22 protein-coding genes are annotated in these 24,942 nt (G+C 35.9%); 19 read left to right on the top strand and 3 right to left on the bottom strand.

Translation table 11 applies throughout. From position 1 onward, the window contains the following. Positions 1-419 precede the first annotated feature (419 nt). Positions 420-2,411 carry a sucrose-specific PTS transporter subunit IIBC gene (locus tag HMPREF3116_RS07975; RefSeq protein ID WP_070469027.1) on the bottom strand — a complete coding sequence of 664 codons (1,992 nt, stop codon included), beginning with the start codon at positions 2,409-2,411 and terminating at the stop codon, positions 420-422. Positions 2,412-2,668: 257 nt separating this feature from the next. Here HMPREF3116_RS07975 and HMPREF3116_RS07970 point away from each other — a divergent pair, with 257 nt between their 5' ends. From HMPREF3116_RS07970 to HMPREF3116_RS07895, 16 genes are all read left to right on the top strand, one after another. Next, the gene (locus HMPREF3116_RS07970; protein ID WP_070469024.1) at positions 2,669-4,132 is read left to right on the top strand and encodes a sucrose-6-phosphate hydrolase; all 1,464 of its coding nucleotides are present in this window, start codon (positions 2,669-2,671) and stop codon (positions 4,130-4,132) included. Between the two features lie 18 nt (positions 4,133-4,150). Further along, positions 4,151-5,140, top strand: coding sequence for a LacI family DNA-binding transcriptional regulator (locus HMPREF3116_RS07965; RefSeq protein WP_070469022.1), 990 nt, complete (start codon positions 4,151-4,153; stop codon positions 5,138-5,140). Positions 5,141-5,164: 24 nt separating this feature from the next. Next, complete coding sequence (locus tag HMPREF3116_RS07960; RefSeq protein WP_305781709.1) at positions 5,165-6,127, top strand: FAD:protein FMN transferase; 963 nt, start codon at positions 5,165-5,167, stop codon at positions 6,125-6,127. Positions 6,128-6,429: 302 nt separating this feature from the next. Next, on the top strand, positions 6,430-7,725 hold the full coding sequence (locus HMPREF3116_RS07955; protein WP_246819078.1) for a tetratricopeptide repeat protein: 1,296 nt from the start codon (positions 6,430-6,432) through the stop codon (positions 7,723-7,725). Positions 7,726-7,761: 36 nt separating this feature from the next. After that, the gene (dapB, locus tag HMPREF3116_RS07950; RefSeq protein ID WP_180960927.1) at positions 7,762-8,553 is read left to right on the top strand and encodes a 4-hydroxy-tetrahydrodipicolinate reductase; all 792 of its coding nucleotides are present in this window, start codon (positions 7,762-7,764) and stop codon (positions 8,551-8,553) included. After that, positions 8,546-9,814, top strand: coding sequence for a CCA tRNA nucleotidyltransferase (locus tag HMPREF3116_RS07945; protein ID WP_070469015.1), 1,269 nt, complete (start codon positions 8,546-8,548; stop codon positions 9,812-9,814). The genes dapB and HMPREF3116_RS07945 overlap by 8 nt, the downstream gene beginning before the upstream one ends. A 19-nt stretch (positions 9,815-9,833) precedes the next feature. Continuing rightward, positions 9,834-12,683: an exonuclease domain-containing protein gene (locus tag HMPREF3116_RS07940; protein ID WP_083272818.1), complete on the top strand. Its 2,850-nt coding sequence runs from the start codon at positions 9,834-9,836 to the stop codon at positions 12,681-12,683. Positions 12,684-12,722: 39 nt separating this feature from the next. Further along, positions 12,723-13,196, top strand: coding sequence for a cell wall elongation regulator TseB-like domain-containing protein (locus HMPREF3116_RS07935; RefSeq protein ID WP_070469011.1), 474 nt, complete (start codon positions 12,723-12,725; stop codon positions 13,194-13,196). 15 nt (positions 13,197-13,211) lie between these two features. Further along, positions 13,212-14,408, top strand: coding sequence for a pyridoxal phosphate-dependent aminotransferase (locus tag HMPREF3116_RS07930; protein WP_070469010.1), 1,197 nt, complete (start codon positions 13,212-13,214; stop codon positions 14,406-14,408). Between the two features lie 174 nt (positions 14,409-14,582). Then, complete coding sequence (locus HMPREF3116_RS07925) at positions 14,583-15,230, top strand: DnaD domain-containing protein (RefSeq protein WP_070469008.1); 648 nt, start codon at positions 14,583-14,585, stop codon at positions 15,228-15,230. Between the two features lie 12 nt (positions 15,231-15,242). Further along, positions 15,243-15,893, top strand: coding sequence for an endonuclease III (nth, locus tag HMPREF3116_RS07920; RefSeq protein ID WP_083272817.1), 651 nt, complete (start codon positions 15,243-15,245; stop codon positions 15,891-15,893). 111 nt (positions 15,894-16,004) lie between these two features. Next, on the top strand, positions 16,005-16,466 hold the full coding sequence (locus HMPREF3116_RS07915) for a MarR family winged helix-turn-helix transcriptional regulator (protein WP_070469006.1): 462 nt from the start codon (positions 16,005-16,007) through the stop codon (positions 16,464-16,466). Between the two features lie 150 nt (positions 16,467-16,616). After that, positions 16,617-18,056 (top strand): bifunctional metallophosphatase/5'-nucleotidase, encoded by a 1,440-nt coding sequence (locus HMPREF3116_RS07910; protein ID WP_070469004.1) that lies wholly within the window; start codon positions 16,617-16,619, stop codon positions 18,054-18,056. Between the two features lie 82 nt (positions 18,057-18,138). Continuing rightward, entirely contained in the window at positions 18,139-18,852 is a 714-nt protein-coding gene (locus HMPREF3116_RS07905) for a YutD family protein (RefSeq protein WP_070469002.1), read from the top strand. Beyond that, the gene (locus tag HMPREF3116_RS07900) at positions 18,853-19,665 is read left to right on the top strand and encodes an HAD-IIA family hydrolase (RefSeq protein WP_070468999.1); all 813 of its coding nucleotides are present in this window, start codon (positions 18,853-18,855) and stop codon (positions 19,663-19,665) included. After that, complete coding sequence (locus HMPREF3116_RS07895; protein WP_070468997.1) at positions 19,637-20,311, top strand: TIGR01906 family membrane protein; 675 nt, start codon at positions 19,637-19,639, stop codon at positions 20,309-20,311. Before HMPREF3116_RS07900 ends, HMPREF3116_RS07895 begins: the two co-directional genes overlap by 29 nt. Positions 20,312-20,370: 59 nt before the next feature. On the opposite strand, the gene HMPREF3116_RS07890 is transcribed toward HMPREF3116_RS07895, so the two are convergent. Next, positions 20,371-21,369, bottom strand: a complete 999-nt coding sequence (locus tag HMPREF3116_RS07890; protein WP_070468993.1) for an NAD(P)/FAD-dependent oxidoreductase — start codon at positions 21,367-21,369, stop codon at positions 20,371-20,373. 27 nt (positions 21,370-21,396) lie between these two features. Then, positions 21,397-21,906: a divergent PAP2 family protein gene (locus HMPREF3116_RS07885; protein WP_070468991.1), complete on the bottom strand. Its 510-nt coding sequence runs from the start codon at positions 21,904-21,906 to the stop codon at positions 21,397-21,399. A 190-nt stretch (positions 21,907-22,096) separates the two neighbouring features. On the opposite strand from HMPREF3116_RS07885, the gene HMPREF3116_RS07880 reads away from it, so the two are divergent. The 3 genes from HMPREF3116_RS07880 to HMPREF3116_RS07870 are packed head-to-tail and all read left to right on the top strand — an operon-like array spanning position 22,097 to position 24,470. Beyond that, the gene (locus HMPREF3116_RS07880) at positions 22,097-22,684 is read left to right on the top strand and encodes a peptidylprolyl isomerase (RefSeq protein WP_070468989.1); all 588 of its coding nucleotides are present in this window, start codon (positions 22,097-22,099) and stop codon (positions 22,682-22,684) included. A 27-nt stretch (positions 22,685-22,711) separates the two neighbouring features. Continuing rightward, positions 22,712-23,098 (top strand): CvfD/Ygs/GSP13 family RNA-binding post-transcriptional regulator, encoded by a 387-nt coding sequence (locus HMPREF3116_RS07875; protein ID WP_070468987.1) that lies wholly within the window; start codon positions 22,712-22,714, stop codon positions 23,096-23,098. 25 nt (positions 23,099-23,123) lie between these two features. Continuing rightward, positions 23,124-24,470, top strand: coding sequence for a glucose-6-phosphate isomerase (locus HMPREF3116_RS07870; protein WP_070468985.1), 1,347 nt, complete (start codon positions 23,124-23,126; stop codon positions 24,468-24,470). The last annotated feature ends 472 nt before the right edge of the window (positions 24,471-24,942 follow it).

The following is a 24,942-nucleotide window of genomic DNA, read 5'->3' as shown; positions in this document are numbered from 1 at the left end:
ATATCAGCGGTTATTTTTTTGTTTTAGTCAAAAAGAAGCAGAAAAGAAGCGATTATTTTATTTAAAGTTGCCTCTTGAGGAAACCGTGTAATGCATGACATAGAGGCATCAAGTTCTAGGGGAGCTTCATTGTATTAATTGATTTGCTATATATTGTTAAACAGTCTCAGCAGAATTCGAACCGTGAATGAATCATTCATTGACTAAAAATATTAGTAGATAAGAAAAGAGGCTGGGACAAAAATATCTCAGCCTCTCTTTACTATATAAAGATGTTTATCATCGGGTTTCAAAAGTCAGCATTGACCGATACTGTCCAAAATGCGCCAATAACATTACATTATTATTCGGCTTTTCGTCTAGTAAGTCAATGCTAAACGACTTTTTGATCACCTTCATTTATATATGTTTTTTATTTACTACTTTATTTGAAGAATAGGGGTATGTTCACTGACATGACCTTCTGCAATAGGTTCAACATTTTCATATTGGTGACCATTTGTAACAAGCACCATAACGTCTGAATCATAGCCTGCTTCTTTAATTACGGATAAGTCAAAGCTACCCAAAAGGTCTCCTTTCGCTACCATGTCGCCTTGTTCAACCTGACTCGTAAAGCCATGTCCATTTAAATTAACAGTATCAATACCGATGTGGATTAATACTTCTAATCCTGATTCACTGACTAGTCCATATGCGTGGCCTGTTTCTGAAGCAATCGTTAAGCTACCAGAAATAGGGGCATAGATTTGACCGCTTTCATCTGGAATAATAGCTAATCCGGGTCCCATCATACCTTGAGAAAATACGGGATCGTTTACAGCTTCTAATGGCGTAATTTTACCAGAAATAGGCGCTTCTATCGTTAAGTCGTTTGTTACATATGTATTATTAGAAGTTTTATCGCTTGTTTTAGATGCTATATACTGGTCATCATTTTGGTCAGCAACGACTTTAGCTTCTTTTTCTTTTTCAACTTGAACTTGTTTTGCTTCTTTTTTAACCAAAGATTTTCCATAAATGAAAGTTGCAATAAATGCAATAATTATGGATACAGCAATGGCAAGCATAAAGGTTGGGATAAATTTAGGAATGATGGCAACGAATCCAATTACACCAGCTGGTCCTAATGATTGGCTACGAACATTAAAGATACCTAAAATGACTGAAGCAATACCAGAAGCTATCAATCCAATAAAGAATGGATACTTCAATTTTAGGTTTACACCAAACATAGCAGGTTCAGTAATACCTAACATAGCTGATAGAGAAGATGATGTTGCCAAACCTTTTGTTTTTTCATTTTTCGTAATAAAGTATACTGCTAGAGTAGCTGCACCTTGAGCAACATTGGCTACTGAAGCAATTGGGAAAATAAAATTACCACCAGTAGTCGCAACATCTGCAATTAAGGCAGTTTCAATTGCTGGGAATGATTGATGTAATCCAGTTAATACAATTGCTGAATAGAATAGACCGAATACACCGTAGCCAAAAGCACCTAAATAAGAAATAGCTTCTACAATTCCGTTTAATAATAGGTCAGAAAGGGTACGTAAGATTGGCCCAACAACTGTAAAAGTAATTATACCAGTAAGGATTACTGTAAGCATCGGAGTAAAGGTAAAGTCAATCGCGTCTTTTAGATATTTATGGAAGAAGTTTTCAAATTTAGCTAGAATCCATGCGACCCCAATAACAGGTAAAACTTGTCCTTGATAACCAGCTTGCGCAATTTCTAAACCAAAGATATTCCATACAGGCATTTCACCAGCAGCCGTTACATTTGCAACGTCATAACCATTCACCAATTGTGGCATCACCATGATTAACCCCATTGTTGCACCTAAATAAGGATTTCCGCCAAATCGTTTTGTTGCTGAAAAGGCAATTAAAACCGGCAGAAAGGCAAAGGCAGCAGAGGCGAACATATTAATCATGTTTGCAAAGTCAGCCCAAGCAGGATACATGGCAACTAGTGCTTCAGGTCCAAATAAGTTTTCGCTCGTTAAAACATTGTTGACAGCCATAATCAGACCACCAGCAGTTAATGCAGGAATTAAGGGAACAAAAATATCCGATAATACCTTAATAACTGCCATCACGGGATTTTGCTTGCCTTGATTTTTAGCTGTTTCCTTAACTTCCTCTTGTGAAGCGGGTTTAATATTAGCGATCTTGGTATATTCCTCATAAACTTTGTTTACATCACCAGGACCAACGATGATTTGATATTGCCCATTTGCTTTAAAAGTACCTTTCAAGTCTAGATCATTATCTAAGGCATCTTGATCGATTTTTGAATCGTCATTCACAACTAGACGTAATCGTGTAGCACAGTGGGCTGCGGTTACGACATTATCTTCTCCCAGGGCTGTATAGATACGTTTGGCAACTTCTTTATGATTCATTTACTTTACCTCTCTTCTTTGTAAATAATGACTTGTAAATTTAAGCGTTTTCATTTACTTGATTAGAATTTTAACAGGCTGTGATAGATATGTCAAACGTTTGACAGAAAAATATCATTTCCAATTATAAAGTGTTGCAAATTAAGGTAGTAAAATATGGAAACGCTTGCTATTTTTCTGAGATATGCTTAAAATGATACCAACATAAACGTATAAATGAAGATTTCACTATATATCTTTTATCAAGGAGGAAGCGTATGGCTTTTAAATTACATACTTTTAATCAGGAAGACCGTTATCGCGATTATGGAGAATGGTCACAAGAATACATTGAATCATTGAATGATTTAGCTGCTCAATCCCCTTGGCGCAATCATTTTCATATCGAACCTAAGACAGGATTATTGAATGATCCAAATGGCTTTTCTTTTTATAATGGGGAATGGCATCTCTTCTACCAATATTATCCATTCGGCCCTGTTCATGGCCTTAAATCTTGGTATCATTTAACATCTAAGGACTTAGTCCACTGGGAGGAAAAAGGTATTGGCTTATTACCTGATAATGCTTTGGATGCTCACGGTGCATACTCTGGTTCGGCAGTAGCTGATGGTGAAGATTTAAGATTGTTTTATACAGGAAATGTAAGAGATGATCAATGGATTCGTCATCCTAAACAAAACACCATCACATATAATCCAGACAAAGGTGGATTTAGCGAAAAGCAACTGATTATTGATGAAATTGATCTAGCAACAGACCATTTTCGAGATCCGATGTATTTCACTGCTCACGACCATTCATGGCTAGTCATTGGCGGACAGAGAGTTTCCGATAATAAGGGGACCCTTTACCTATATCGAGCTGAAACAACTCATTTAGATCAATGGACCTTCCACAGTGAATTGCCGATTGCGCAGGCAGATTCAGCCTATATGTTTGAGTGTCCGAATATTAATCAAGTGGATGGCAAAGTGTTTGTCACATTCTGTCCTCAAGGCATTGATCGTGATCAATTAGCGTATCAAAATATATACCCAAATGCTTACTTAATCGCAGATGCCTTTACCCCAGATGGTCAGTTAGAAAATCCAGGAAAATTATATAACTTAGATTACGGTTTTGATGTGTATGCAAGTCAATTGATTAACGCTCCTGATGGGAGAGTGCTAGGTGTTTCTTGGTTAGGATTGCCAGAAATAGATTATCCTACAGATGCATACGGCTACCAAGGCGCTTTGAGTTTGATTAAAGATTTCCGTATAAAAAATGGTCATTTATACCAATACCCAGTTGAGGAAATGCTTGCTTTAAGACAAGCCCCTATCCATTTTTCTGAAAATATTACTGTAGAAAAAAATGCTTATGAATATGCATTTGAAGTATTCGCTAACCAGGAAGCGACTGTTTATTTATATGCTGATTCTGATAAAAAACACTTTGTAACCTTATCCATTAATACAATTGATGGTAAGATAGTACTTGATAGAAGTGATATGGGTGCTAGTTTTGGTGCCGAATTTGGCGTAAGCCGTCAATTAACATTAACAGGTCAAGAAAATGTTAAAGTAAATGTCTTCGTAGATGAGTCCGTCTTAGAGGTATTTATAAATGATGGTGCTTATGTTTTATCATCAAGAATCTTTACAGCAGATGAACAACAAAAAAATATTTTTGCGGAAGGAACCGACAATAACGTCATTTATCCCTTGCAAAAATAGTGAATAGGGGGAAGTAAATTGCGCGCAAAGTTACAAGACGTAGCAGCTTTGGCAGGCGTTTCAGTGACAACAGTTAGTCGGGTAATCAATCAAAAGGGGTACCTATCTCAAAAAACAATTGAAAAAGTGCACAAAGCTATGAAGGAATTGAATTATTATCCTAATTCCTTAGCACGGAGTTTACAAGGTAAATCAACTAAACTAGTAGGGCTAATATTTCCAAATATTGATACCATATTTTACGCAGAATTAGTCAACAATCTTGAACAAATACTTTTTGCAAAAGGATATAAAACAATTATTTGTAATAGTGAACGAGATGAGGCTAAGGAAGCTGATTATTTGAATATGCTCCAGTCTAATCAGGTGGAGGGTATAATTGCTGGTGCACATAATTTAAATTATACAGATTATGAGCGCGTAACTGCACCAGTGATATCCTTTGACCGTTTTATTGGGGAAAACATTCCAATCGTATCATCAGATAATTACCAAGGGGGGAGATTGGCTACAGAGACATTGCTGAAGAGTCATTCGACTAAACCTTGGATGATAACTGGTACTAACGACCCCAATTCTCCAACATATTTACGTTATCAAGCTTTTATGGATGTGACAAAGGAACGTGGTTTAGAGGGACATCTAACGAAAATTCCAAAAGAATTCTCACAAATAAGAAAGCAATTGAAGATTAAAGCGTTATTGACGGAAGAAAGACCGGATGCTATTTTTTGTTCTGATGATTTAACAGCTTTACTAGTGATGAATACAGCACGGGAATTGGGCCTATCCATTCCTGATGATTTAAGAATTGTAGGTTATGATGGTACGAATTTTATTCAGACTTACGTACCACAATTAACGACGATTGCACAACCTATTAGGGACTTAGCTGAATTATTGGTGGATGTTTTATTACAACAAATTGATCACTCGCTTGAAGTTAAAAAGCATGCAGATAATCGTTATATTCTACCAATTAAATTGATTCCTGGCCAAACTGTATAATAATGGCAATTAGAGATATAGAAGGTGAAAACATTGGAAGAAATTCTATTTAAGGCTATGGGGACGAGCATTAGGTTAACCATTGCTCACGAACAAGCACATGAAATATTGGCAGAAGCTAAACAACGGCTTTTAGATTTTGAAAAGCGTTTTTCTGCTAACGATGCGCACAGCCTTTTGATGCAAGTGAATGCGAAGGCAGGCATTAGTCCTGTTGAAGTAGATGATGATATTTTCAAGTTGATTGCCATCGGGAAAAGATACTCTCTAAAAGAAAACACTTGCTTAAATATTGCGATTGGGCCTCTAGTGAAGTTATGGAAGATCGGTTTCAAGGGTGCAAATTTACCTGATAAGAACAGCATTCAAACTCGCTTAGCACTAACTGATCCTCGAGATATTATCCTTGATGATCAAGCTAAAACAGTATATTTACAAAAAAAGGGGATGGAAATTGATTTAGGCGCATTAGCCAAAGGTTATTTTGCAGATTTAATAAAAGATTTTTTCCTGAGTAAAGGTGTTCAATCCGGTATGATTAATTTAGGTGGTAATGTATTATTAATAGGTAGTCATCCAAAAAATCCCGGTGGCTTTTGGCATGTAGGTATTCAAGATCCTGAGCAACAACGTAACCATTTAAGTGGTATTTTACAATTCCAAGATGGTTCAGTTGTGACATCTGGTATTTATGAAAGACAATTTGAGTATGCAGGGAAAAGTTACCATCATATTTTTGATCCACAAACTGGCTATCCAGTGGAAAGTGATATTGCAGGCTTAACAATTGTTTCAAAATCATCACTGATAGGAGAAATTTATACTTCTTTATATTTTCATCTATCTAGTGATGACTTACTAAAGCAATTATCAAGCGTTGTTGGCGTCGAAGCTGTAGTCATAAGAAAAGATGGGCAAGTTTTGTTAACGGAAGGTATAAAGCCTTTCTATACACCTATTGCGCGAGCAGTTAATTCGAAAGATTAAGCAGTGATTTAGAAGGTGAGACAAAAGTCGTTAAAATTGACATACTAGACCAAAAGCTGAACAATAACGAAATGTGATTGGCGCATTTTGAGTAGTATCGGACAATGCTGACTTTTGAAACGCGAGGATAAACGTTCTTATATAGGAAAGAGAGGCTGAGATATTTTTGTCCCAGCCTCTTTTTTTATAAGTGTCAGTGTCAGCTATGATAAACTCTTTTTCTAAGAAGATTTGTAACCTTGGTTGGAGATTTTATCCAGTCAATTATGCTAAAATAAGCTAGGTATAGGAGGTTGGATCTTTTGGACCAATTGGTAAATGAATTTATAACATATATACAACAAAATAATATTGAAAAAGCCAACAAGGTTTTTGAAAAAATGTTAGATCAGTTAGAAAATGAAGATGCTCAAGTATTAGCACAAACGGGGTACAGCCTAGCCCAATTAGGTTTTGTTGATTATGCTAATGAGATTTATACGGTGGGGGAAAAACGGTTTCCAGAAGAAGATTCTTGGATATTATTAAAAGGGGAACTTGCCTTAGACAATGGACAAGTAGAAGAATCAATTGATGAATTACTTAAAATTGTACCTGAAAGTCCGCTATATGTAGATGCCTTGTTGTTACAAGCGGATGCTTATCAAATGTATAATTTACCAGAAGTGGCTTTGGTGAAATTAAATGAAGCAAGAGAATTAGCGCCAAATCAACCAGTGATTTTATACGGGATTGCGGAATTAAGATTTCAACAAGGAGAGTTCCAACAGGCTTTGCCACTATATGAAAGACTATTGCAATCCGAAGAGACACCGGAATCTTTATTGGAGACGATAGAAGCACATTTTGCTTATGCGAAAGCGGCAACTGGTAATTTTGAAGAAGCTATTGAATTAATTGAAGCAACACCAGAAAATGATCGAACGGATGAACAGCAAGAACAATTAGCCTTTTATTATGCAGAAACAGAAAATTTTGAGAAAGCTAATACAATCTTAGAAAATTTATATGAAGATGACAAATTATCAGATGGCTTATTAGTTGTTTATGCTCAAGTAAAGAATGCCTTCCATGATCATGACGGTGCTTTAGAATTGATGAATAAAGCGATTCAAATAAACCCTTATGAGGCAAGGTTATATTTCTTAAAAGCAGAATTTGCACAACAAACTGGCAACCGAGAAACAGCTCGTGAAGCTTTAGAATTCGCGTTGGATATCGATCCGGATTATAGCCAGGCATTAGTCTTACTACTGCAATTATTCATCGATGATGAAGATTATGGTACTGCTCGTGCGTTGATTCAAGATATGGATGAAAAAGGTATTGAATTTGATCGTTATGTTTGGATGAAAGCTAAGGTATTCCAAGAATTGGAAGAGTTTGATTTTGCAAGACAATCATACACAGATGCTTATGCACAATTAAAGGAAGATTACTCATTCTTACAAGATTACTTTGTTTTCTTAAGGGAAGCTGGAGATTGGCGACAAATTCAAGCTGTCTTTGAAGGCCAAGCTGACTTGGCCCAAAGACCAGAGTTTCAAGATGTGTACGAAAGTTTACAAGATTGGTTAGCTGAAAACGAAGAATATTAGATAATAGATTGCACTAATAGAACTTTAGGAGGCAAGATTATGCGCATATTAGTAACAGGATTTTTAGGTAGAATGGGTTCAACAGCAGCTAATATGGTTTTGAACCATGAAGGTTTTGAATTAGTAGCTTTAGTAAATACTGATTTAGATAAGCATGCAGAACAAGTAGCTGAATGGCAAGATAAAGCATCAGTTTTTGAAAGTATTCAAGAAGCGATTGATCAAGTAGCAATTGATGTAGCGATTGACTTTACTATTCCAGCTGCAGCTTATCAAAATACTAAATATTATATTGAACATAATATTCATCCAGTCGTTGGTACAACAGGTTTCACTGATGCAGAGATTGAAGAATTGACTATTTTATCTAAAGAGAAACAGTTAGGTGGTTTAATTGCACCGAATTTTGCAATCGGTTCAGTATTGATGCAATTATTCTCTGCTAAAGCAGCCAAGCACTTACCAGATGTAGAAATTACAGAAATCCATCATAACCAAAAGTTAGATGCACCAAGTGGTACAGCAGAAAAAACAGCTAAATTAATTTATGAAGCACGTGGGGCGCACGTATCTGGGCACCCTGAGGAAACGGAGTCAATGCCTGGAGCACGTGGGGCTGATTATCATGGTATTCGTATCCACTCATTACGTTTACCAGGCTATAATTCACATCAAATTGTACAATTCGGTGGAGTTGGAGAAGCTTTAACGATTCGTCAAGACTCATTCGATCGTAACTCATACATGCCCGGCGTAGCATTGGCAGTTGAGAAAGTGAGCCAATTGGATGGCTTAATCTATGGTTTGGAGCATTTATTAGATGACTAATAGTCAAGAATTTATTAAAGCCGCACCTATTATCTATACCCTAAATGAGGCTGGCTACGAGGCCTATTTTGTGGGTGGTGCCGTACGTGATTTACTATTAGACTTGCCAATTCATGATGTTGATATTGCAACCTCTGCTTACCCAGCAGAGGTTCAATCCTTATTTCCTCGTCATTTCGATGTGGGCTTAGACCATGGCACTATTATGGTGTGGTTTGAAGGGGAGACCTATGAGATTACAACCTTTAGAACTGAATCGACATATCAAGATTACCGTCGACCAGACAATGTTACTTTCGTACAAAATCTTGAAGAAGATCTGTTACGACGAGATTTCACTATTAATGCCTTAGCCATGACACCTGATCACCAAATCGTGGATTATTTTGATGGGCAAAAAGATTTAGCTAATCAAGTAATCCGAGCAGTAGGCAGTCCACACGATAGATTTAATGAGGATGGTCTGCGGATGATGCGTGGTATTCGCTTTGCAAGCCAGTTAGATTTTGCAATAGAGAGAGAGACCTTTAAAGCAATAAAAGATAATGCAAGTATATTAGTACATATTGCAATTGAGCGAATTACAGTTGAAATGAATAAACTTTGGATTGGTGTCAATTGGCATAAAGGACTATCATATTTTTTATCAACTGACCTAATACAGTATGTGCCTATATTGGCTGATTACAAGCATGTATTTTCTGATTTACTAGATCTCACTAGCGACCGGGTTCAATTACCAGACGAAAACTTTGCGTGGGCACTATTGTTTTGGCGTGTCTATGAATTATCAGGCCATAAAGACATCACAATGATACAACAGCAAGTTCGCCAATTCGTCAAAGCTTGGAAAATGTCCAACCAGTCACAAAAAGAGATATTGGCATACTTAGAAATATTTATTTACCGAACTGATCATACGGAGTGGAAGCTAGTGGATATTTATGGTCGAAATCAGCATCAAATTGAACTGGTGGAAACTTTCATCGCCTTGCAACAAGAAAATGCGCAAGTTTTGTTCAAAACGGTCTTTAAGTCCAACAATCCCCAAGTTATTCATGAATTATTTAAGGCATTACCCATTAATTCCCTACGCGACTTAGCAATTAATGGGCAAGACATCATTAGAGAAATTAATCCCAAAAATAAACGCGAGATTGGTCAAATGTTAAAGTACTTGGAGCAAGCTGTAGTTAAAGAAGAGGTAATCAATGACCAACTTGCTTTGTTGGCATATTTAAAGGATAACTATCAAATTTAATTGTAGGAAGGTGTTAGAAGTGACAACCACTTATGCAGTTCTGGACTTAGAAACAACAGGATCTACATATGATAACGGTGACCGCATTATTCAAATAGGGGTGGCCTTTGTTCAGAACGGGCAAATTGTGGATCAATTTGCTACGGATATCTTTCCTAACCAAGAAATTCCACGTGAAATTACCAAATTAACAGGTATTACCAATGAACAAGTTAAAGTTGCCCCTAAATTTCAAGAAATTGCTGAAATATTATGGCAAAAGCTAACTAATACGGTTATTGTGGCACATAATATAGGCTTCGATTATAAATTTTTAGACAAGACTTTCCAAGACCATGGTTATCCTGCTATGTCACATGACCGAGTAGATACGGTTGAAATGATACGGGTGCTTTATCCAACTGCAGATTCCTATAAATTAGGGGAATTTTGTATTTCCCACGGTATTCATTTAGAAAATGCGCATACAGCAATTGATGATGCTATTGCAACAGCACATATTCTAGTCATGTGTCAAGAGAAAGTGGCTACTATGCCAGTGGAATTATTTGAGCAAGTTCAACCTTTTTTACATTATTTTATAGGTCAAACCGGAGACTATATAGCACAATGGTTTATAAAACATCAACAGGCACCCAGACCTTATGAATATATTGCGCCATTTACCTTAAATCCAAAATTAGCTAGTTTCCAGATTTTTCCATCCGGATTTGGGGAAGATGAAGCGAGTTATATGGAAGTTGGCAACCAAAAGATCATACAGGCAAATTATGGCGTCAAACTAGCATCACTTCAGAAAACGATGGTCCAAAAGATCGCACCATTTTTTAATCAAAAAGATGTAGGAGAAATGCAAGACGACAAAGTGAAATACGCATTCCTTACTGCTAATGCAGGAGTAGGGAAGTCACTAGCTTATGTAGTATCAGCGCTATCTAGTGAAGATAATTGCGATGAAAAGACTAGACAGTACAATAACCACTCCAAGGTTGTTATTTCAACATCAACTGTTATTTTGCAGCATCAATTCTTAGATAAAACAATCCAATTAGCAGCTAATCTATTCGGCAGACCATTGAAAACAGTCATCTTGAAAGGACAAAATCATTTTATACAGTTGACTAAATTGCAGAAATACATCCGACAATTAAAACAACACCCTGAAGCTGCGCTAAAGCGTGATGTATTAATTTCAGTAGCATTGTTTATTTGGTTACACGAAACAACCACAGGAGACCTGCACGAGCTTAATCCAGGGTTGAACAATGAAGTGTATTGGCATAATGTGAATCGTTTATCTAAAGGCAACCGTAACGATGAAATTCAGCGGTGGGGTGATTATGCCTTCTATGAGCGTCACGTAACTGAAGCTAGGTATGCGGATATCGTGATTTTAAATCACGCTTATTTTGCTTATCACTATCAAGATTTAATTGAACAAAGTATTTTGACAGCGGAAGCGAAAGTCATCATAGATGAATGTCATCAATTACCAGTGACCGTGCATCAACAACAAATTAAAACTATTCAATCAAAAGAAGTTGAAGAAACGCTTACTGCTATTGAGCGAATAGTTCATCGATTGATGGATAAGCTAGTCACAAATAATGTGAAAATGCAATCGGTAGATAAGCTTTATCATGTTGAGCAGAATTTACAAGCAGCTTGGGCTAATTGGGATCGGTTTATTGATCAAATATCAGATCAATACCAAACCAAAAGTTATTATCATAGGCAGACAGGTCAAGAATCTTATTATATAAGCCACGATTTTTATATGGTGGCAAATTGGCGAGAAAGTGTAAAAAAAGCTGTTACAGCTATGGCGAAGATGTGCGCACCACTAAAAGTTATTGCTAGACAGCTTTATCAAATGGATATTTTGACCAAACGGGCTTACCAACAACTAATTAGCCAGTTAAATCAATATGATGACCATATTCAAAACTGGATAAAGGCAAGTAAAGCCAGTAAAGATTACTATGCAGATCTACACGTAAGCTTTGGAAAAAATAATGTCCAAGTGACAATTGATCGTAAACTATATACCAGCCAATCGTATTTATCAGCTATATTCCATGCTATCCCAGGTCAATTGCTATTGGTTTCAGCATCACTAGAAATTGTACGATCTAAGAATATGGTCCAATCGTTATTTGGCATCGAAGACTTTGCATGGTATTCATTTATAGAAGATTCTTATACTCTACAACTAGTAGATGGTCGGACACAACAAGTTCATGGTTATTATTTAAAAGACTATTTGTCGATTGATAAGTATAATGAAGAAGAGGCCGCTGTTGTAATTTCGGATGTGCTGGAGGCACTATGGACAAATAAAAAATCCATGCGGAAAATACAGGTGTTTTTTCAATCACGTTCATTAATGCGCATAACTCATCATGAAATGAAACAACGACTGACTCGAGCTGATTTTGGCCATTTAATCGTGCAGAATAATCAACGGAATCTAGATCGTCTAGCACGCCAGTATGAAGAAAGTACTCGTGCAATTTTATTTGCAGTGGCAAGCTTTCAAGAAGGTATTCACTTAAATGCTGAAACTGATGCTTTTGTGCTAACTAGATTGCCGTTTTCAGCGCCAGATACCCCGGATGCGTTAGCTAAACAAGATTATTTAAAATCACTTGGAGATAATTATTTCAATGATGTAGCTTTACCGGACATGTTGATGAATCTAACACAGATTTTTGGGCGAATGGCCTCATCGGGGAGTCGACAAGCAATCTTTATCTCACTGGATAAACGATTGGAAACAGCGGCTTATGCTGACCAGATAGCTGATGTGATGCCGGAAGCATTAACCATGCAGAAAATCAACTTAAATGAATTAAAGCGGAAAGATTAAAATTATGTTAGGATAGACCTATAAAAGGGGTAAGAAATCATGAAACGAAAATTATTTTCTATTTTAATTGCTGTCATGGTGATTTATTTAGTGGGTTCAACATATGTATATGCCAGTTCTCAACAAATGGTGGCGAGTGCAGAAGCCAAAACCACTCAAGTAGCAAAGGATAATGGTCTCACTCATATAACTGATTTTTATGTATTTAATAAAGATGAAACGTATTATGCCGTTATGGGTGAAAATAGTGAAGGACGCCAAGTTTATTTTGCCTATCAACCAGAGTCTGACTATCAGAAAATGGGATTTGTAGATGAAATGGTGAATGAGGACAATGCTTTTTCACTCACACGATACGAAATGCCAGATATTAATGTAAGAACCGCCAATCTAGGTATCGAAAACGATACATTCGTTTGGGAGGTTTCATTCACAGACGCAGACGGTCGTCTTGGTTATCATTATATCAACGCAACGACGGGTGAATGGTATGAAACTATAAACGATTTATAGGAGGATTGAGGGTATATGGAATTAGCAAATAGAATAAAAAAAATACAGGGGTCCCAAACCTCAGCAGCGGCCGCAAAGGCGCGTGCATTGAAGGAACAAGGTGTTGACGTTATCTCATTAGCAGTAGGTGAACCAGATTTTAATACACCTAATTATATTTTAAATCAGGTAAAAGAAGATATGTTTGCTGGTAGGGGCCATCACTACACCGCAGCATCAGGTCTTAATGCCTTAAAGCAAGCCATTATTGACTATCATGCTGAATATGACAATATTCAATATACTTTAGACCAAGTATTTATTGCTGATGGCGCAAAAATGATTTTGTATTACACTTTTCTTTCTTTGTTAAATGAAGGTGATGAAGTTTTAATTCCTGCACCATACTGGGTTAGCTATGTTGATCAGGTAAAAATGGCTGACGGCGTACCAGTTATCTTTGAAACCTCACCAAGTGATAACTTTAGCATTACACCGGAACTTTTAGATCAACACGTGACAGACAAGACTAAGTTGCTTGTTTTAAATACACCGTCTAATCCGTCAGGTGCCATTTTGAGTGATGAGGACCTACTTGCAGTTGCCGAGTATTGTTTAGCACATAATATTTTAATTGTTGCAGATGAAATTTACTACCGCTTGGTTTATAACGGGCATAACGCACATTCAATCGCTGCGTTATCACCTGAAATCAAAAAGAATGCAATCATTATCAATGGTTTCTCTAAAGCTTATGCCATGACTGGTTGGCGTTTAGGTTATGCTTTAGCTGATCACAAATATATTGAATCCTTTTCAAAACTAGCTAGTCAAATTAATTCTAATCCCACAGGTATCAGTCAATATGCAGCCTTAGCAGCCTTAACTGGCCCGAGAGAAGAAGCCGTAGAAGCAATGCGTAAACAATTTGAGAAACGTCTAAATGCAGCTTACCAAGAACTACTAACTGTTCCTGGTTTTAAATTAGATCATAAACCTCAAGGTGCCTTTTACCTATTCCCAGATGCTTCAGAGACTGCTAAATTATGTGGTTATGATTCCGTGACAGAGCTAGCCAATGCTTTTATTGAGGAAGCCTATGTAGTGGGTGTGCCAGGTGTAGCTTTTGGTAAAGAAAATCATATTCGTTTTTCATACGCAACTAATGAGGAGAGTTTTGCTGAAGCAATGAAACGCATTCGTGAATTTGTGGAAAGTAAAATTGCTCGATAACTTGAATAGTCATTATTTTATTAAATAACTCTAAAAAGTTAGGTATATAAAGCAGCCTAACTTTTTTGGATTATAATAAAGTTGACAGTATTTGAATATACTAGCTATTATTCAATTGTAAAGTTTAAACAATGACATGTATGACTGAAAATGAATATCAAAGAAGGGTGACGTATGCAAAGAGAATATTATACTGTACTACGCAATCGTGTTTTAGAATCGTATCACCGCTTAAATATTAGCAATGAAGAGATGATGCTACTGATTCATTTTTTGACTTTTCAACAAGCGGGAGAGGATTTTCCAGCAATCTCATTAATAGGTCAACGAATGAATTTGGAAGATCAACAACTGTATAATATGATTCAATCATTAATTGAACGGGGATTTCTAAGTATCCCTTTTTATAAAAATGATGAAGGGAAATTAGTTGAGTATTATTCGTTAGACCCTTTGTATCAGAAATTAACACAATTAGATGAAGAAGACGAAAGCCATCGCTTTAAACAAGCAAAAGCTACTAAAGAGGGTGAAGTTTTTGACATGATACAAGTTGAATTTGGTCGACAATTATCCCCTATTGAGTATCAAAAAATTGGCGATTGGTTCCAAAAAGATGGTTATGATCCAGAGGTGGTCAAAGAAGCGCTAAAAGAAATGGTATTAAATAATGTTTATTCTTTAAATTACATGGACCGTATTTTGTTGAACTGGTCTAAAAGGAAACAAGCCCGAGGCAAAGATTCTACTAATTTTAATAAACAAAATGCACAAGAGCAGAATCTGCCACCAGTCCCAGTTACTAAATGGTTAAATAAGTAAGGAGGCTTTACTTTGACGAAATTACCTTTAAAAACAAAAGCAGAAACGATAGCAATTCTAGATGAATTGGATAAAATGTATCCAAATCCAAAAACAATGTTGGATTATCAAACACCATTTCAGTTAGTAATTGCCGTTCTTATGTCGGCGCAAACAACTGATGTTGCAGTAAATAAAGTGACTCCTGCCTTATTTGCTAAATATCCCAGTCCAGACGATATGGCTGAGGCTGAACTAGAAGACTTAGAAGATTACATCAAAACAATCGGTTTATATCGTAATAAAGCTAAGAATATGAAAAAGACAGCGATCATGATACGTGATGAATTTGGTGGTCAAGTTCCCAAAACTAGAGAAGAGTTGATTAAGTTACCTGGCGTTGGTCGTAAGACGGCCAATGTAGTATTAAGTGAGGCTTTTGGTATTCCAACAATCGCAGTAGACACTCATGTTGAACGAGTGACAAAAAGAATGGGAATTGTTGACCCAAAAGCTAGTGTGAGAGAAACAGAAGAAACTTTAATGGCAAAAATACCCAAAGAAAGGTGGCGGGATGCTCACCATCAGTTTATTTATTTTGGACGAGAATACTGTACTGCGCGCAATCCAAAATGTGAAAGTGACCCAAAGATAACATTTTGCGAATGTCGAAAAATCAAATAGAGATCACATTTTTGAAGGTAGAAACCCTCATGAATTTTCATTCCTATACTTGATTAATATTTTCAAGTTGGGTATATTTATGGTCAAAGAAGTGAAAGAGAAGGTGAAAACATGCCTAGAGAACATGACGCGTCTAAAACAGCTGAAAGTTTACACGCCTTACGTGTTCACCTAAAAGGAAGCCAATATATCCTTGAAGTGTTAAAAAAAGATATGCGTAAAAAAGGGTTAAGTGAAAACGAGTTTACCGTTTTAGAATTACTATACAACCGTGGACAACAACCTATTCAACAAATTGGAAAACGCATCTTAATCCCCTCATCTAGTTTAACCTATGTGATAGATCGCCTAGAGGATAAAGGATTCGTTGAACGTACACATAATCCTGAAGATCGTCGTGTAATCTATGCTGAAATTACAAAACTTGGCCGTGAAAAAATGGCAGAAGTTTTCCCCGGACACAGTCAATTAATTGCTGATATGTTCCAAGAATTTAGCGAAGACGACTTGGAAAATTATATTAACTTAACGAAAAAAATAGGCTTTAAAGCTCAAAATATTTTAGAAGGTTAATCCTCCTAGATATTCTTATAGAAGTTGGTCAAAAAAAGACTAGCTTCTTTTTTTATTTAAAAGAATATGCGTAAAATAATTACCAGATTTTTCACATGTTGAAAAGTATATGAATATGATATGATAATACAGAATGAATGAGGTGTTGCTATGAAGGAAGTAATTCATTTTTATCATACAAATGATTGGCATTCTCATCTTGAGAATTGGCCAAAGTTTTTACGTTATTATCAAACACAGGCAAATAAACATCGCGATGAAGATGAGGCTTATTTTCTTTTTGATATAGGTGATGCAGTAGACCGTCAGCATCCTTTAACTGAAGCTAGTCAAGGTCAAAACATGGTCAAGTTAATGAATGAATTTGGTGTCGATGTAGCAACAATTGGCAATAATGAAGGTATTGGTAGTCAACATGACATCTTAGATAATCTTTATAGAGAAGCAGATTTCCAGGTGGTTCTAGGTAATATCGTTGATAAAGTTACGAGTAAAGCACCTAAATATACCAAAGATTACACCATGATCCAAACGGATAAAGGGAGTCGATTTGCTGTATTAGGAATGACTGCACCATTTGAAATTTCTTATGGCGTTGTTGGGTGGACACCAATTGATCCATTATTAAGTATTGCCCGTGTTTTAAAAGAAATTAAAGCAAATGAAAGTTTTGATGGCATATTATTGCTTAGTCATCTCGGCCTACCAACAGATCGCCAGATTGCTGAACAATTTCCTGAAATCTTAGTGATTTTTGGTGCGCACACTCACCACGTTCTACCAGAAGGAGAGTGGGTTGGACATACCCTATTGACTGGTGGTGGTAAGTATGGTCAATTCATGGGACATTTAACACTTGAAGTGAATAAATTACAAAAGCAAGACCATTTATACACGCCAGATAAAAGAGAAACAGCTAATCAATCTGGTATTATTATTGACTATCCAGTTCACTTTAAATTAGACGAGGAATTAATCGCCTCGGATCGAATTTCTGATTATGAAGTGGACGAACAGCAGATATCAAACTGGTTAGAAGAAGGAAAAAAACGGTTAAAGAATCAGATAATTGGTTATTTACCCATTGCTTTAGCAGCTGATGAATACCATTATTCACCTTTGCAATATTATACTCTGATGGCTATGAAAGAGGCGAGTGGTGCTGATGTTGCTATAGTAAATTCTGGATTATTTCTACAAGGATTACCTGCAGGTCCAGTTTCCAAATATGATTTACATAAGGCCTTACCCCACCCAATCCGTTTAATGGTAGTTGAGTGTAGTGTAAGGGAATATTTACAGGATATTTATCCACAAATTGCAACGTTACGCGCTGACCTTCAAGCAATGCCAATTAAAGGATCAGGTTTTCGAGGAGATATTTTTGGCCAGTTAATGGTATTAGACAATGAAGAATTAACACATCTTGACCTAAATGAATCTTTGAAAATCATTACAATTGACCATATTTTGTATCTGCCATTTTTCACAGAATTAACGAATAAACACCATTATTTATGGTCACAACCTTTAATTAGAGAATTACTCGCAGATAAAATTCACCAGGCAAGTAGTCGAGATAGTATTTAATACTTGCTTTAAAAGCAGATTATTGATAGACATGTGTAAGTATAGTGATGAATTGAAATAGAGATTAGTGAGGAGGTATTGGATGTTAAGTCGTAAAAGACAAGAAGAATTAAAAGAACAACGAGCGAATTTAAATTATCCGATTGCAAAAATAGAACGAATTAATCCAGAAACGTTACGTATTAATGGCCAAACTTTTGTTGTCATCGATAATTATCGTGAGGCGTTAGATATAGAAGCCATAGCTGATAGGTATATGGACATCCTAGATGTTTATGATTTTGTAGTGGGTGATTGGTCTTATGAACAGCTACGTTTAAAAGGTTTTTTTGCTAATGATGCTAAGATTGGTAGTTTGGAGCAAAAAATTAAGCATTTACCAGATTACCTATTAGAGTATGCTAGTTTTGGTGCAGCTTATTTTGTCATTGCACATGAACGAACACCAGAAGAGATACAAAAACGTAATGAAGAATATTGGGCACAACAAAAAAGCCTGAACCATGAATCTATGCGTAATCGACAAAGTAAAAATCAGCAAAACCGTTCATCAAGTAAAAAGTCATATCAAGGTAAAAAAGGTGACAACCGACAAAAATCAGTTGGGTCAAACCAATATAAAACGCAACAAAAAGGATCCAATAAAAAACATGCTGCTTATAAGGGGCCAACTTTTTCTATTTCGCAGAATAAACAAACACTTAAAAGTGGACAAAGTCAAAAATCAGTGAAAAAGAAAATAGTAACTAAACGCCAGCATTCCTTTAGTATCAAAGAAAAAGGGGAAAAATCATAGATGAATCTTAAGGATAAAGTTTTTTTAATTGATTTAGATGGTACGATGTACCGCGGCGGTCAACCAATAGAGGGTGCGAAAGATTTTATCGAACGCTTGATTCAAGAAGATATACCTTTTATGTTTGTAACCAATAATGCAATGCGAGACCATCAAGCAGCTGCAGATAATTTAAATAAAATTACAGGCTTAAATGTTAAAGGACATCACTTTTATACATCAGTGGATACTTTACGCTTTATTTTAGCAGAAGATTTAAAGTCAGGTAAATTGGTAAAGGATAAAGGTAATGCTTATGTCATCGGTATGAGCTATTTAAAAGATCAAGTAATCCAAGCTGGCTTTAATCTAGTAGATGATGTAGACCAAGGGCCTTGTGATATTGTAGTAGTTGGACTTGACCAAGACGTTACCTACCCGCAATTAGTTGAAGCATCCATTGCTGTTCAAAGAGGTGCAGTATTCTATCTAACCAATCCGGATGTTCAGTTTCCTTCAGATAGAGGATTCGTACCTGGGGCAGGTGCCCTAGGTCAGGTTATTACTGCAGCTACAAGAATATCGCCAACTGTATGTGGAAAGCCAAATGCTTTAATTATTGAAGGGGCACTGGCTAAGCTTGGATATAGCAAAAATCAAGCAGTATTTCTCGGTGATAATCTCATGACAGATATTTCCGCGGCTGAAAGTGCAGGAATTGATGCTATTTTTATTGAAACAGGTGTACATACTAAAGACAATTTATCAGAATTTGACGTGACGCCAACATTGGTGGTGGAAAATTATGAAGCACTCTTATCAACCTGGTCATAAATTTTTACATGATATACATTTATTTATGGTTGTTTTAACACTAGTTATATTCTTTGTGAGTTTGGCCATTACAGTTACAATAGCAAACGTACCACTATTTATGGGATCATTATGGTACTCAAAGTCTTTTGAGTTAGTTCATTTATCCTTTTGGACAGTTGTAGAGAATTATTTACAGCTATTGGCTTATTTGAATGTTCCATGGATAGATCATTTAGTTATGAAAGATTTTCCGACCTCAGCTTCAGCGGCTTTTCATTTTATGGAAGTTAAGCACTTATTTTACTTAAATTATGCTATCCTGATAGTTTCTGCTATAGTTGGTCGCTATCTTTTATACAAATTGAAGGTGAGCCGTAATTTGTGGCGTTTATATTGGCCTTTTAAACAGTTAAGATGGTTACCTATTTTAGTAATCATTTTATTAATCTTTAATTTTAATACTATTTTTATTGTTTTTCATGAGATTGCATTTAACAATGATGCCTGGTTATTCAATCCTGCAACTGACCCTATTATTTTAGTACTCCATGAATCTTTCTTCCTGTTGTGCTTCATATCCGTATTCGTCATACTTCAGATAGAAATAGAAGTAGTCTATCGTAAAGTAAAAAAGGATTTTAACCACCAAATTTTAGGTATCTAAAAAACTACCAAGGAGCGTATGTGACTAGGCTCCTTGGTAGTTTTTGTTTTTGTTAGGTATTAGTCAGTGAACATGGAGGTCGAATGCAATGGCGCAACGCGACGGTCAGGAAATAAATAATGCGCTACTTGATTAACCGCGTGTGGTGCTTCACCAAATCCAGTTGCAATTAATTTTGCTTTATTTGGATAATTCGCAATATCACCTACAGCATAAATACCTGGAATGTTGGTTTGTAAATTATGGTCTACTTGAATGGATTCATTCTCAATTTCTAAGCCCCAGTTACGAATTTCGTCTATAGAAGATACAAATCCATAGGTCATAAAAATATGTTCTACATTTAGTAGCTTCGTTTCCTGACTTCGAGCTTTAGCGATTTGAATGCCGGTTAATTTCTTGTTTTGCCCAATTAGTGCTTCTGGTACATAAGGCGTAATAAAATCGATATTATCTTTTTGTTTGGCAAGGGAGACAGAATATTCGTGTGCCCTAAATCGGTCTCGTCGGTGAATTAAATATACTTTTTTTGCATAATCAGCTAATGCTAAAGATGCATCGAAAGCAGAATCGCCACCACCTAATACTGCTACTTCTTTACCTGTATATTGATCAAAGTTTGAAACATGATAAGAAATATAGTTATCTTCATATTCATCTAAGCCGGTAATGGCTATTTTTCTAGGTTTAAAAGAACCATTACCAGCAGCAATAATAATTGCACCGGCCGTATAGGTACGTTTGCTCGTTTCAATAATAAAATCTTGGTCTATTTTTTGAATAGTAAGTACTTTTTCATTTAAATGAATTTGGGTTGTTTCACGAAAACGGTCTAATTGCATGGTTAACACCTGGCTTAGTTCATGGCCGGTAATTTTTGGATAAGCGGGTATATCAAATATATTTTTTTCAGGGTACAAAGCTTTTGGTTGACCACCTATTTCAGGTAAGGAATCGACTAAGCGTACACTTAGATTACGCATACCTGCATAAAAGGCAGTAAACATACCTACTGGACCAGCCCCAACGATGAGTAGGTCCGTTCTATTATTTGTCATTTTGATCTCTTTCTAATTGTTTCTGAATTATAATGGCATATTTAATAAGTTGTATATAAAGCGAATACCTAATGTAACAAGTACACCAGTAGTCATACCACCAATTACTTCTGAAGGTTTATGGCCTAGATAGTCATTAATCACCATACGGTCCTCATCTAAAGTGTTTAGTTTATTGAGCAAATCTTGATCGTCTGTCTCTTTTGCTTTTTCTTTCAAAATCTTCATCAGATTATAAATCAACACACCTTGTTCTCCATCTTGGCGACGAACCCCCATGGCATCAAACATGACTATCATACCAAAACAAACGGCAATCGCTACAATGGGTGAGAAGAAACCATACTGAAGAATTAAAGCGGTGATAAGCGAAGTAACAGCAGCAGAGTGGGAACTAGGCATTCCACCGGTAGCATGAATGATGGATAAGCTAGCGTTAGGTTTCTTGAAGAATACAGCAATAGGATATTTAACCAATTGCGCAATCATAATAGCTGCAATGGTAACGACTAAAGGAAAATTAGTTGTCGTATTCATGTTTTCCTCCTTGAATTTATTTAATTTAATAATAGCATGAAAAAGAATCATTCGGAAAATGTTTCGCTGTAAAAAGAAAAAATAAGAAAAACTTTATGAACCATAGTAGTTAAAAATATTCGGACATTAAATGGAGAATTTTTAGCTAGTATTTGTTACAATAAGATTAGAAATAATTAGGAGGCAGAAAATGACTTATCCACAATTAGAAATTAAAGATACGCAATTAAAAGCGACGATTGAAACAAATAAAGGCGCTTTCCAAGTTGCATTATTTCCAGAATTAGCACCAAAAACAGTAGAAAACTTTGTGACATTAGGAAAACAAGGTTATTATGATGGTGTTATTTTCCATCGTGTAATCCCTAACTTTATGATTCAAGGTGGCGATCCTTCTGGTACAGGTATGGGTGGCGCATCTATTTATGGAGAAAAATTTGAAGATGAATTTAGTCTTGAATTATTCAATATTAATGGTGCGTTATCTATGGCAAATGCAGGACCAAATACGAATGGTTCTCAATTCTTTGTTGTAACTGCTAAAGAAGTACCCGCACAAATGCTAGGGCAATTGAAAGCTGGTGGCTGGCCAGAAGAGATTATTGAAGCCTATAGTGAAAATGGTGGAACACCATGGCTAGACCAAAAACATACAGTATTTGGACAAGTAGTTTCTGGTATGGATGTAGTATACGACATTGAAAACCAACCTCGTAACGCATCAGATAAACCATTAGAAGAGGTTGTTATTACTAGTGTTACTTTTGAAAACGAGTAAGAAACACGCTAGAAAGGATAACGCTTCATGACAACTAAAGATTTTCCCTACCACATTGGTGATGTAGTTGAGGGTGAAGTGACAGGTTTACAGCCCTATGGTGTATTTGTTCAACTAGATGAGAATCATCAAGGTTTAATCCACATATCCGAAATCAATCATGGTTATGTGAGTAATGTGGATGATAAATTTACTATAGGTGAAAAACTGAAGGTAAAAATTATCGATATCGACGAGTATACAAGCAAAATGAGTTTGTCTATTCGAGCATTAAAAAAACTTGCAACCTCTAATAAACCTGCTAAAAATGCTTGGCCTAAAAAACGGCATGCACCAAAAATTGGTTTTGTCTCTATTGAAGAACAAATGCCAGGGTGGATTGAGGAAGCATTAAACAAAATGGCTACAAAATAATATTTTATAAATGAGGAGTATTGAAATGGGACATATTAAATTTGATTACAGTAATACTGACCAATTTATTGCAGAACACGAATTAACACAAATGCAACCACTAGTTACTGCTGCTGATACTATTCTACGTGAAGGAACTGGTGCAGGAAGTGATTATATTGGTTGGGTAGATTTACCAAAAGCATATGACAAAGAAGAATATGCACGTATTAAAAAAGCAGCTGCTAAAATTCAATCTGATTCTGATGTATTAATTGTATTAGGAATTGGTGGATCTTATTTAGGTGCTAAGGCTGCGATTGATTTCTTATCTCATTCGTTTGCAAATCTACAAAGCAAAGAAGAACGTAAAACACCACAAGTTTTCTTTGCAGGTAATAGCTTAAGCTCTACTTATATTGCAGAATTAATTGAAACTATTGGGGATAGAGATTTCTCAGTGAATGTTATTTCTAAATCAGGAACAACAACTGAAACTGCTGTAGCATTCCGTATTTTCAAAAAACTATTAGAAGAAAAATATGGTGAAGCTGCTAAAGAACGTATTTATGCCACTACAGATAAAGCGAATGGTGCATTGAAATCAGAAGCAGATGCTGAAGGCTATGAGACATTCGTTATTCCAGATGCAGTTGGTGGACGTTTTACTGTGTTGACACCAGTAGGGCTATTACCAATTGCAGTTTCAGGAGCAGATATTGATGCTTTAATGCAAGGTGCTGCTGATGCAATGGTAGAATACAGCGATGCAGATTTAGCTAAAAATGAAGCATACCAATATGCTGCATTAAGAAATATATTATACCGAAAAGGTAAAGTAACTGAATTGTTAATCAATTACGAGCCAAAATTACAATACTTCTCTGAATGGTGGAAGCAACTATTTGGCGAGTCAGAAGGTAAAGATGGTAAGGGTATTTACCCATCAAGCGCCAACTTTACAACTGACTTACACTCCCTTGGTCAATATATCCAAGAAGGACAACGTAACTTATTTGAAACAGTTGTGAAAGTGGATAAACCAAGCAAATCAATTGCTATACCAGCTTTTGATGAAGATCTAGATGGATTAGGTTATTTAGAAGGTAAAGACGTTGATTTCGTAAATACTAAAGCCTTCCAAGGTACAGTATTGGCACACACAGATGGTGATGTACCTAACTTTGTGTTAACTATTCCAGAAATGGATGCTTACTCATTAGGTTATATGATCTATTTCTTTGAAATTGCTGTAGCTATTTCTGGATATCTAAATGGCGTGAACCCATTCAACCAACCAGGAGTGGAAGCTTATAAGAAAAATATGTTTGCCTTATTAGGGAAACCTGGTTTTGAAGACTTAGCAGATGAACTAAATAAACGTTTAAATTAATTACATTCATATTAAGAGAAAAAGGTCGAGCAATTATACTCGATCTTTTTTTATTTATTATAAAAAAATACAAAAAAACTATTGACGAAATTCAGCTTAGTTGATATTATAAATCTTGTCGATTCGACGTCATGTCAATCGAAAAAAACAGAAAAAATAATTGACAAGTTCTTTCAGGACTGCTATTATTATGAAGTTGTTTGTTTTAGGAAGAAAAAACAAATACAAAAAACTGTTGACAAACTTCGGTTTGAAATGATAAACTTATAAAGCTTTATGAATTGTAAGTCATATAAATGAGCAAAAAGCTCAAAAAAGTGTTGACACGAACGATTTCGATAAGGTAAAATAAGTAAGTCGTCGCAAACGGAACAAGGTGATTAAAAAGTAAAAAAACTTTTGCTTGACAAACTTTGAATGCAGATGATAAGATATAAAATTTGCTAATAAGGCAATGAGATAGACCTTTGAA

This window comes from Aerococcus sp. HMSC10H05 (assembly GCF_001806975.1).
Taxonomy (GTDB): domain Bacteria; phylum Bacillota; class Bacilli; order Lactobacillales; family Aerococcaceae; genus Aerococcus; species Aerococcus viridans_B.
Note: the sequence above shows the minus strand (reverse complement) of the source record. Positions and strands in the feature narration are given on the sequence as shown.

Coding starts and splice junctions, on each gene's coding strand:
- HMPREF3116_RS07910 (WP_070469004.1), top strand. CDS start 16,617: ATGAAGGAAGTAATTCATTTTTATCATACAAATGATTGGCATTCTCAT.
- HMPREF3116_RS07895 (WP_070468997.1), top strand. CDS start 19,637: ATGAAGCACTCTTATCAACCTGGTCATAAATTTTTACATGATATACAT.
- HMPREF3116_RS07930 (WP_070469010.1), top strand. CDS start 13,212: ATGGAATTAGCAAATAGAATAAAAAAAATACAGGGGTCCCAAACCTCA.
- HMPREF3116_RS07890 (WP_070468993.1), bottom strand. CDS start 21,369: ATGACAAATAATAGAACGGACCTACTCATCGTTGGGGCTGGTCCAGTA.
- HMPREF3116_RS07880 (WP_070468989.1), top strand. CDS start 22,097: ATGACTTATCCACAATTAGAAATTAAAGATACGCAATTAAAAGCGACG.
- HMPREF3116_RS07905 (WP_070469002.1), top strand. CDS start 18,139: ATGTTAAGTCGTAAAAGACAAGAAGAATTAAAAGAACAACGAGCGAAT.
- HMPREF3116_RS07900 (WP_070468999.1), top strand. CDS start 18,853: ATGAATCTTAAGGATAAAGTTTTTTTAATTGATTTAGATGGTACGATG.
- HMPREF3116_RS07915 (WP_070469006.1), top strand. CDS start 16,005: ATGCCTAGAGAACATGACGCGTCTAAAACAGCTGAAAGTTTACACGCC.
- HMPREF3116_RS07970 (WP_070469024.1), top strand. CDS start 2,669: ATGGCTTTTAAATTACATACTTTTAATCAGGAAGACCGTTATCGCGAT.
- HMPREF3116_RS07935 (WP_070469011.1), top strand. CDS start 12,723: ATGAAACGAAAATTATTTTCTATTTTAATTGCTGTCATGGTGATTTAT.
- HMPREF3116_RS07975 (WP_070469027.1), bottom strand. CDS start 2,411: ATGAATCATAAAGAAGTTGCCAAACGTATCTATACAGCCCTGGGAGAA.
- HMPREF3116_RS07870 (WP_070468985.1), top strand. CDS start 23,124: ATGGGACATATTAAATTTGATTACAGTAATACTGACCAATTTATTGCA.
- HMPREF3116_RS07885 (WP_070468991.1), bottom strand. CDS start 21,906: ATGAATACGACAACTAATTTTCCTTTAGTCGTTACCATTGCAGCTATT.
- HMPREF3116_RS07875 (WP_070468987.1), top strand. CDS start 22,712: ATGACAACTAAAGATTTTCCCTACCACATTGGTGATGTAGTTGAGGGT.
- HMPREF3116_RS07945 (WP_070469015.1), top strand. CDS start 8,546: ATGACTAATAGTCAAGAATTTATTAAAGCCGCACCTATTATCTATACC.
- HMPREF3116_RS07925 (WP_070469008.1), top strand. CDS start 14,583: ATGCAAAGAGAATATTATACTGTACTACGCAATCGTGTTTTAGAATCG.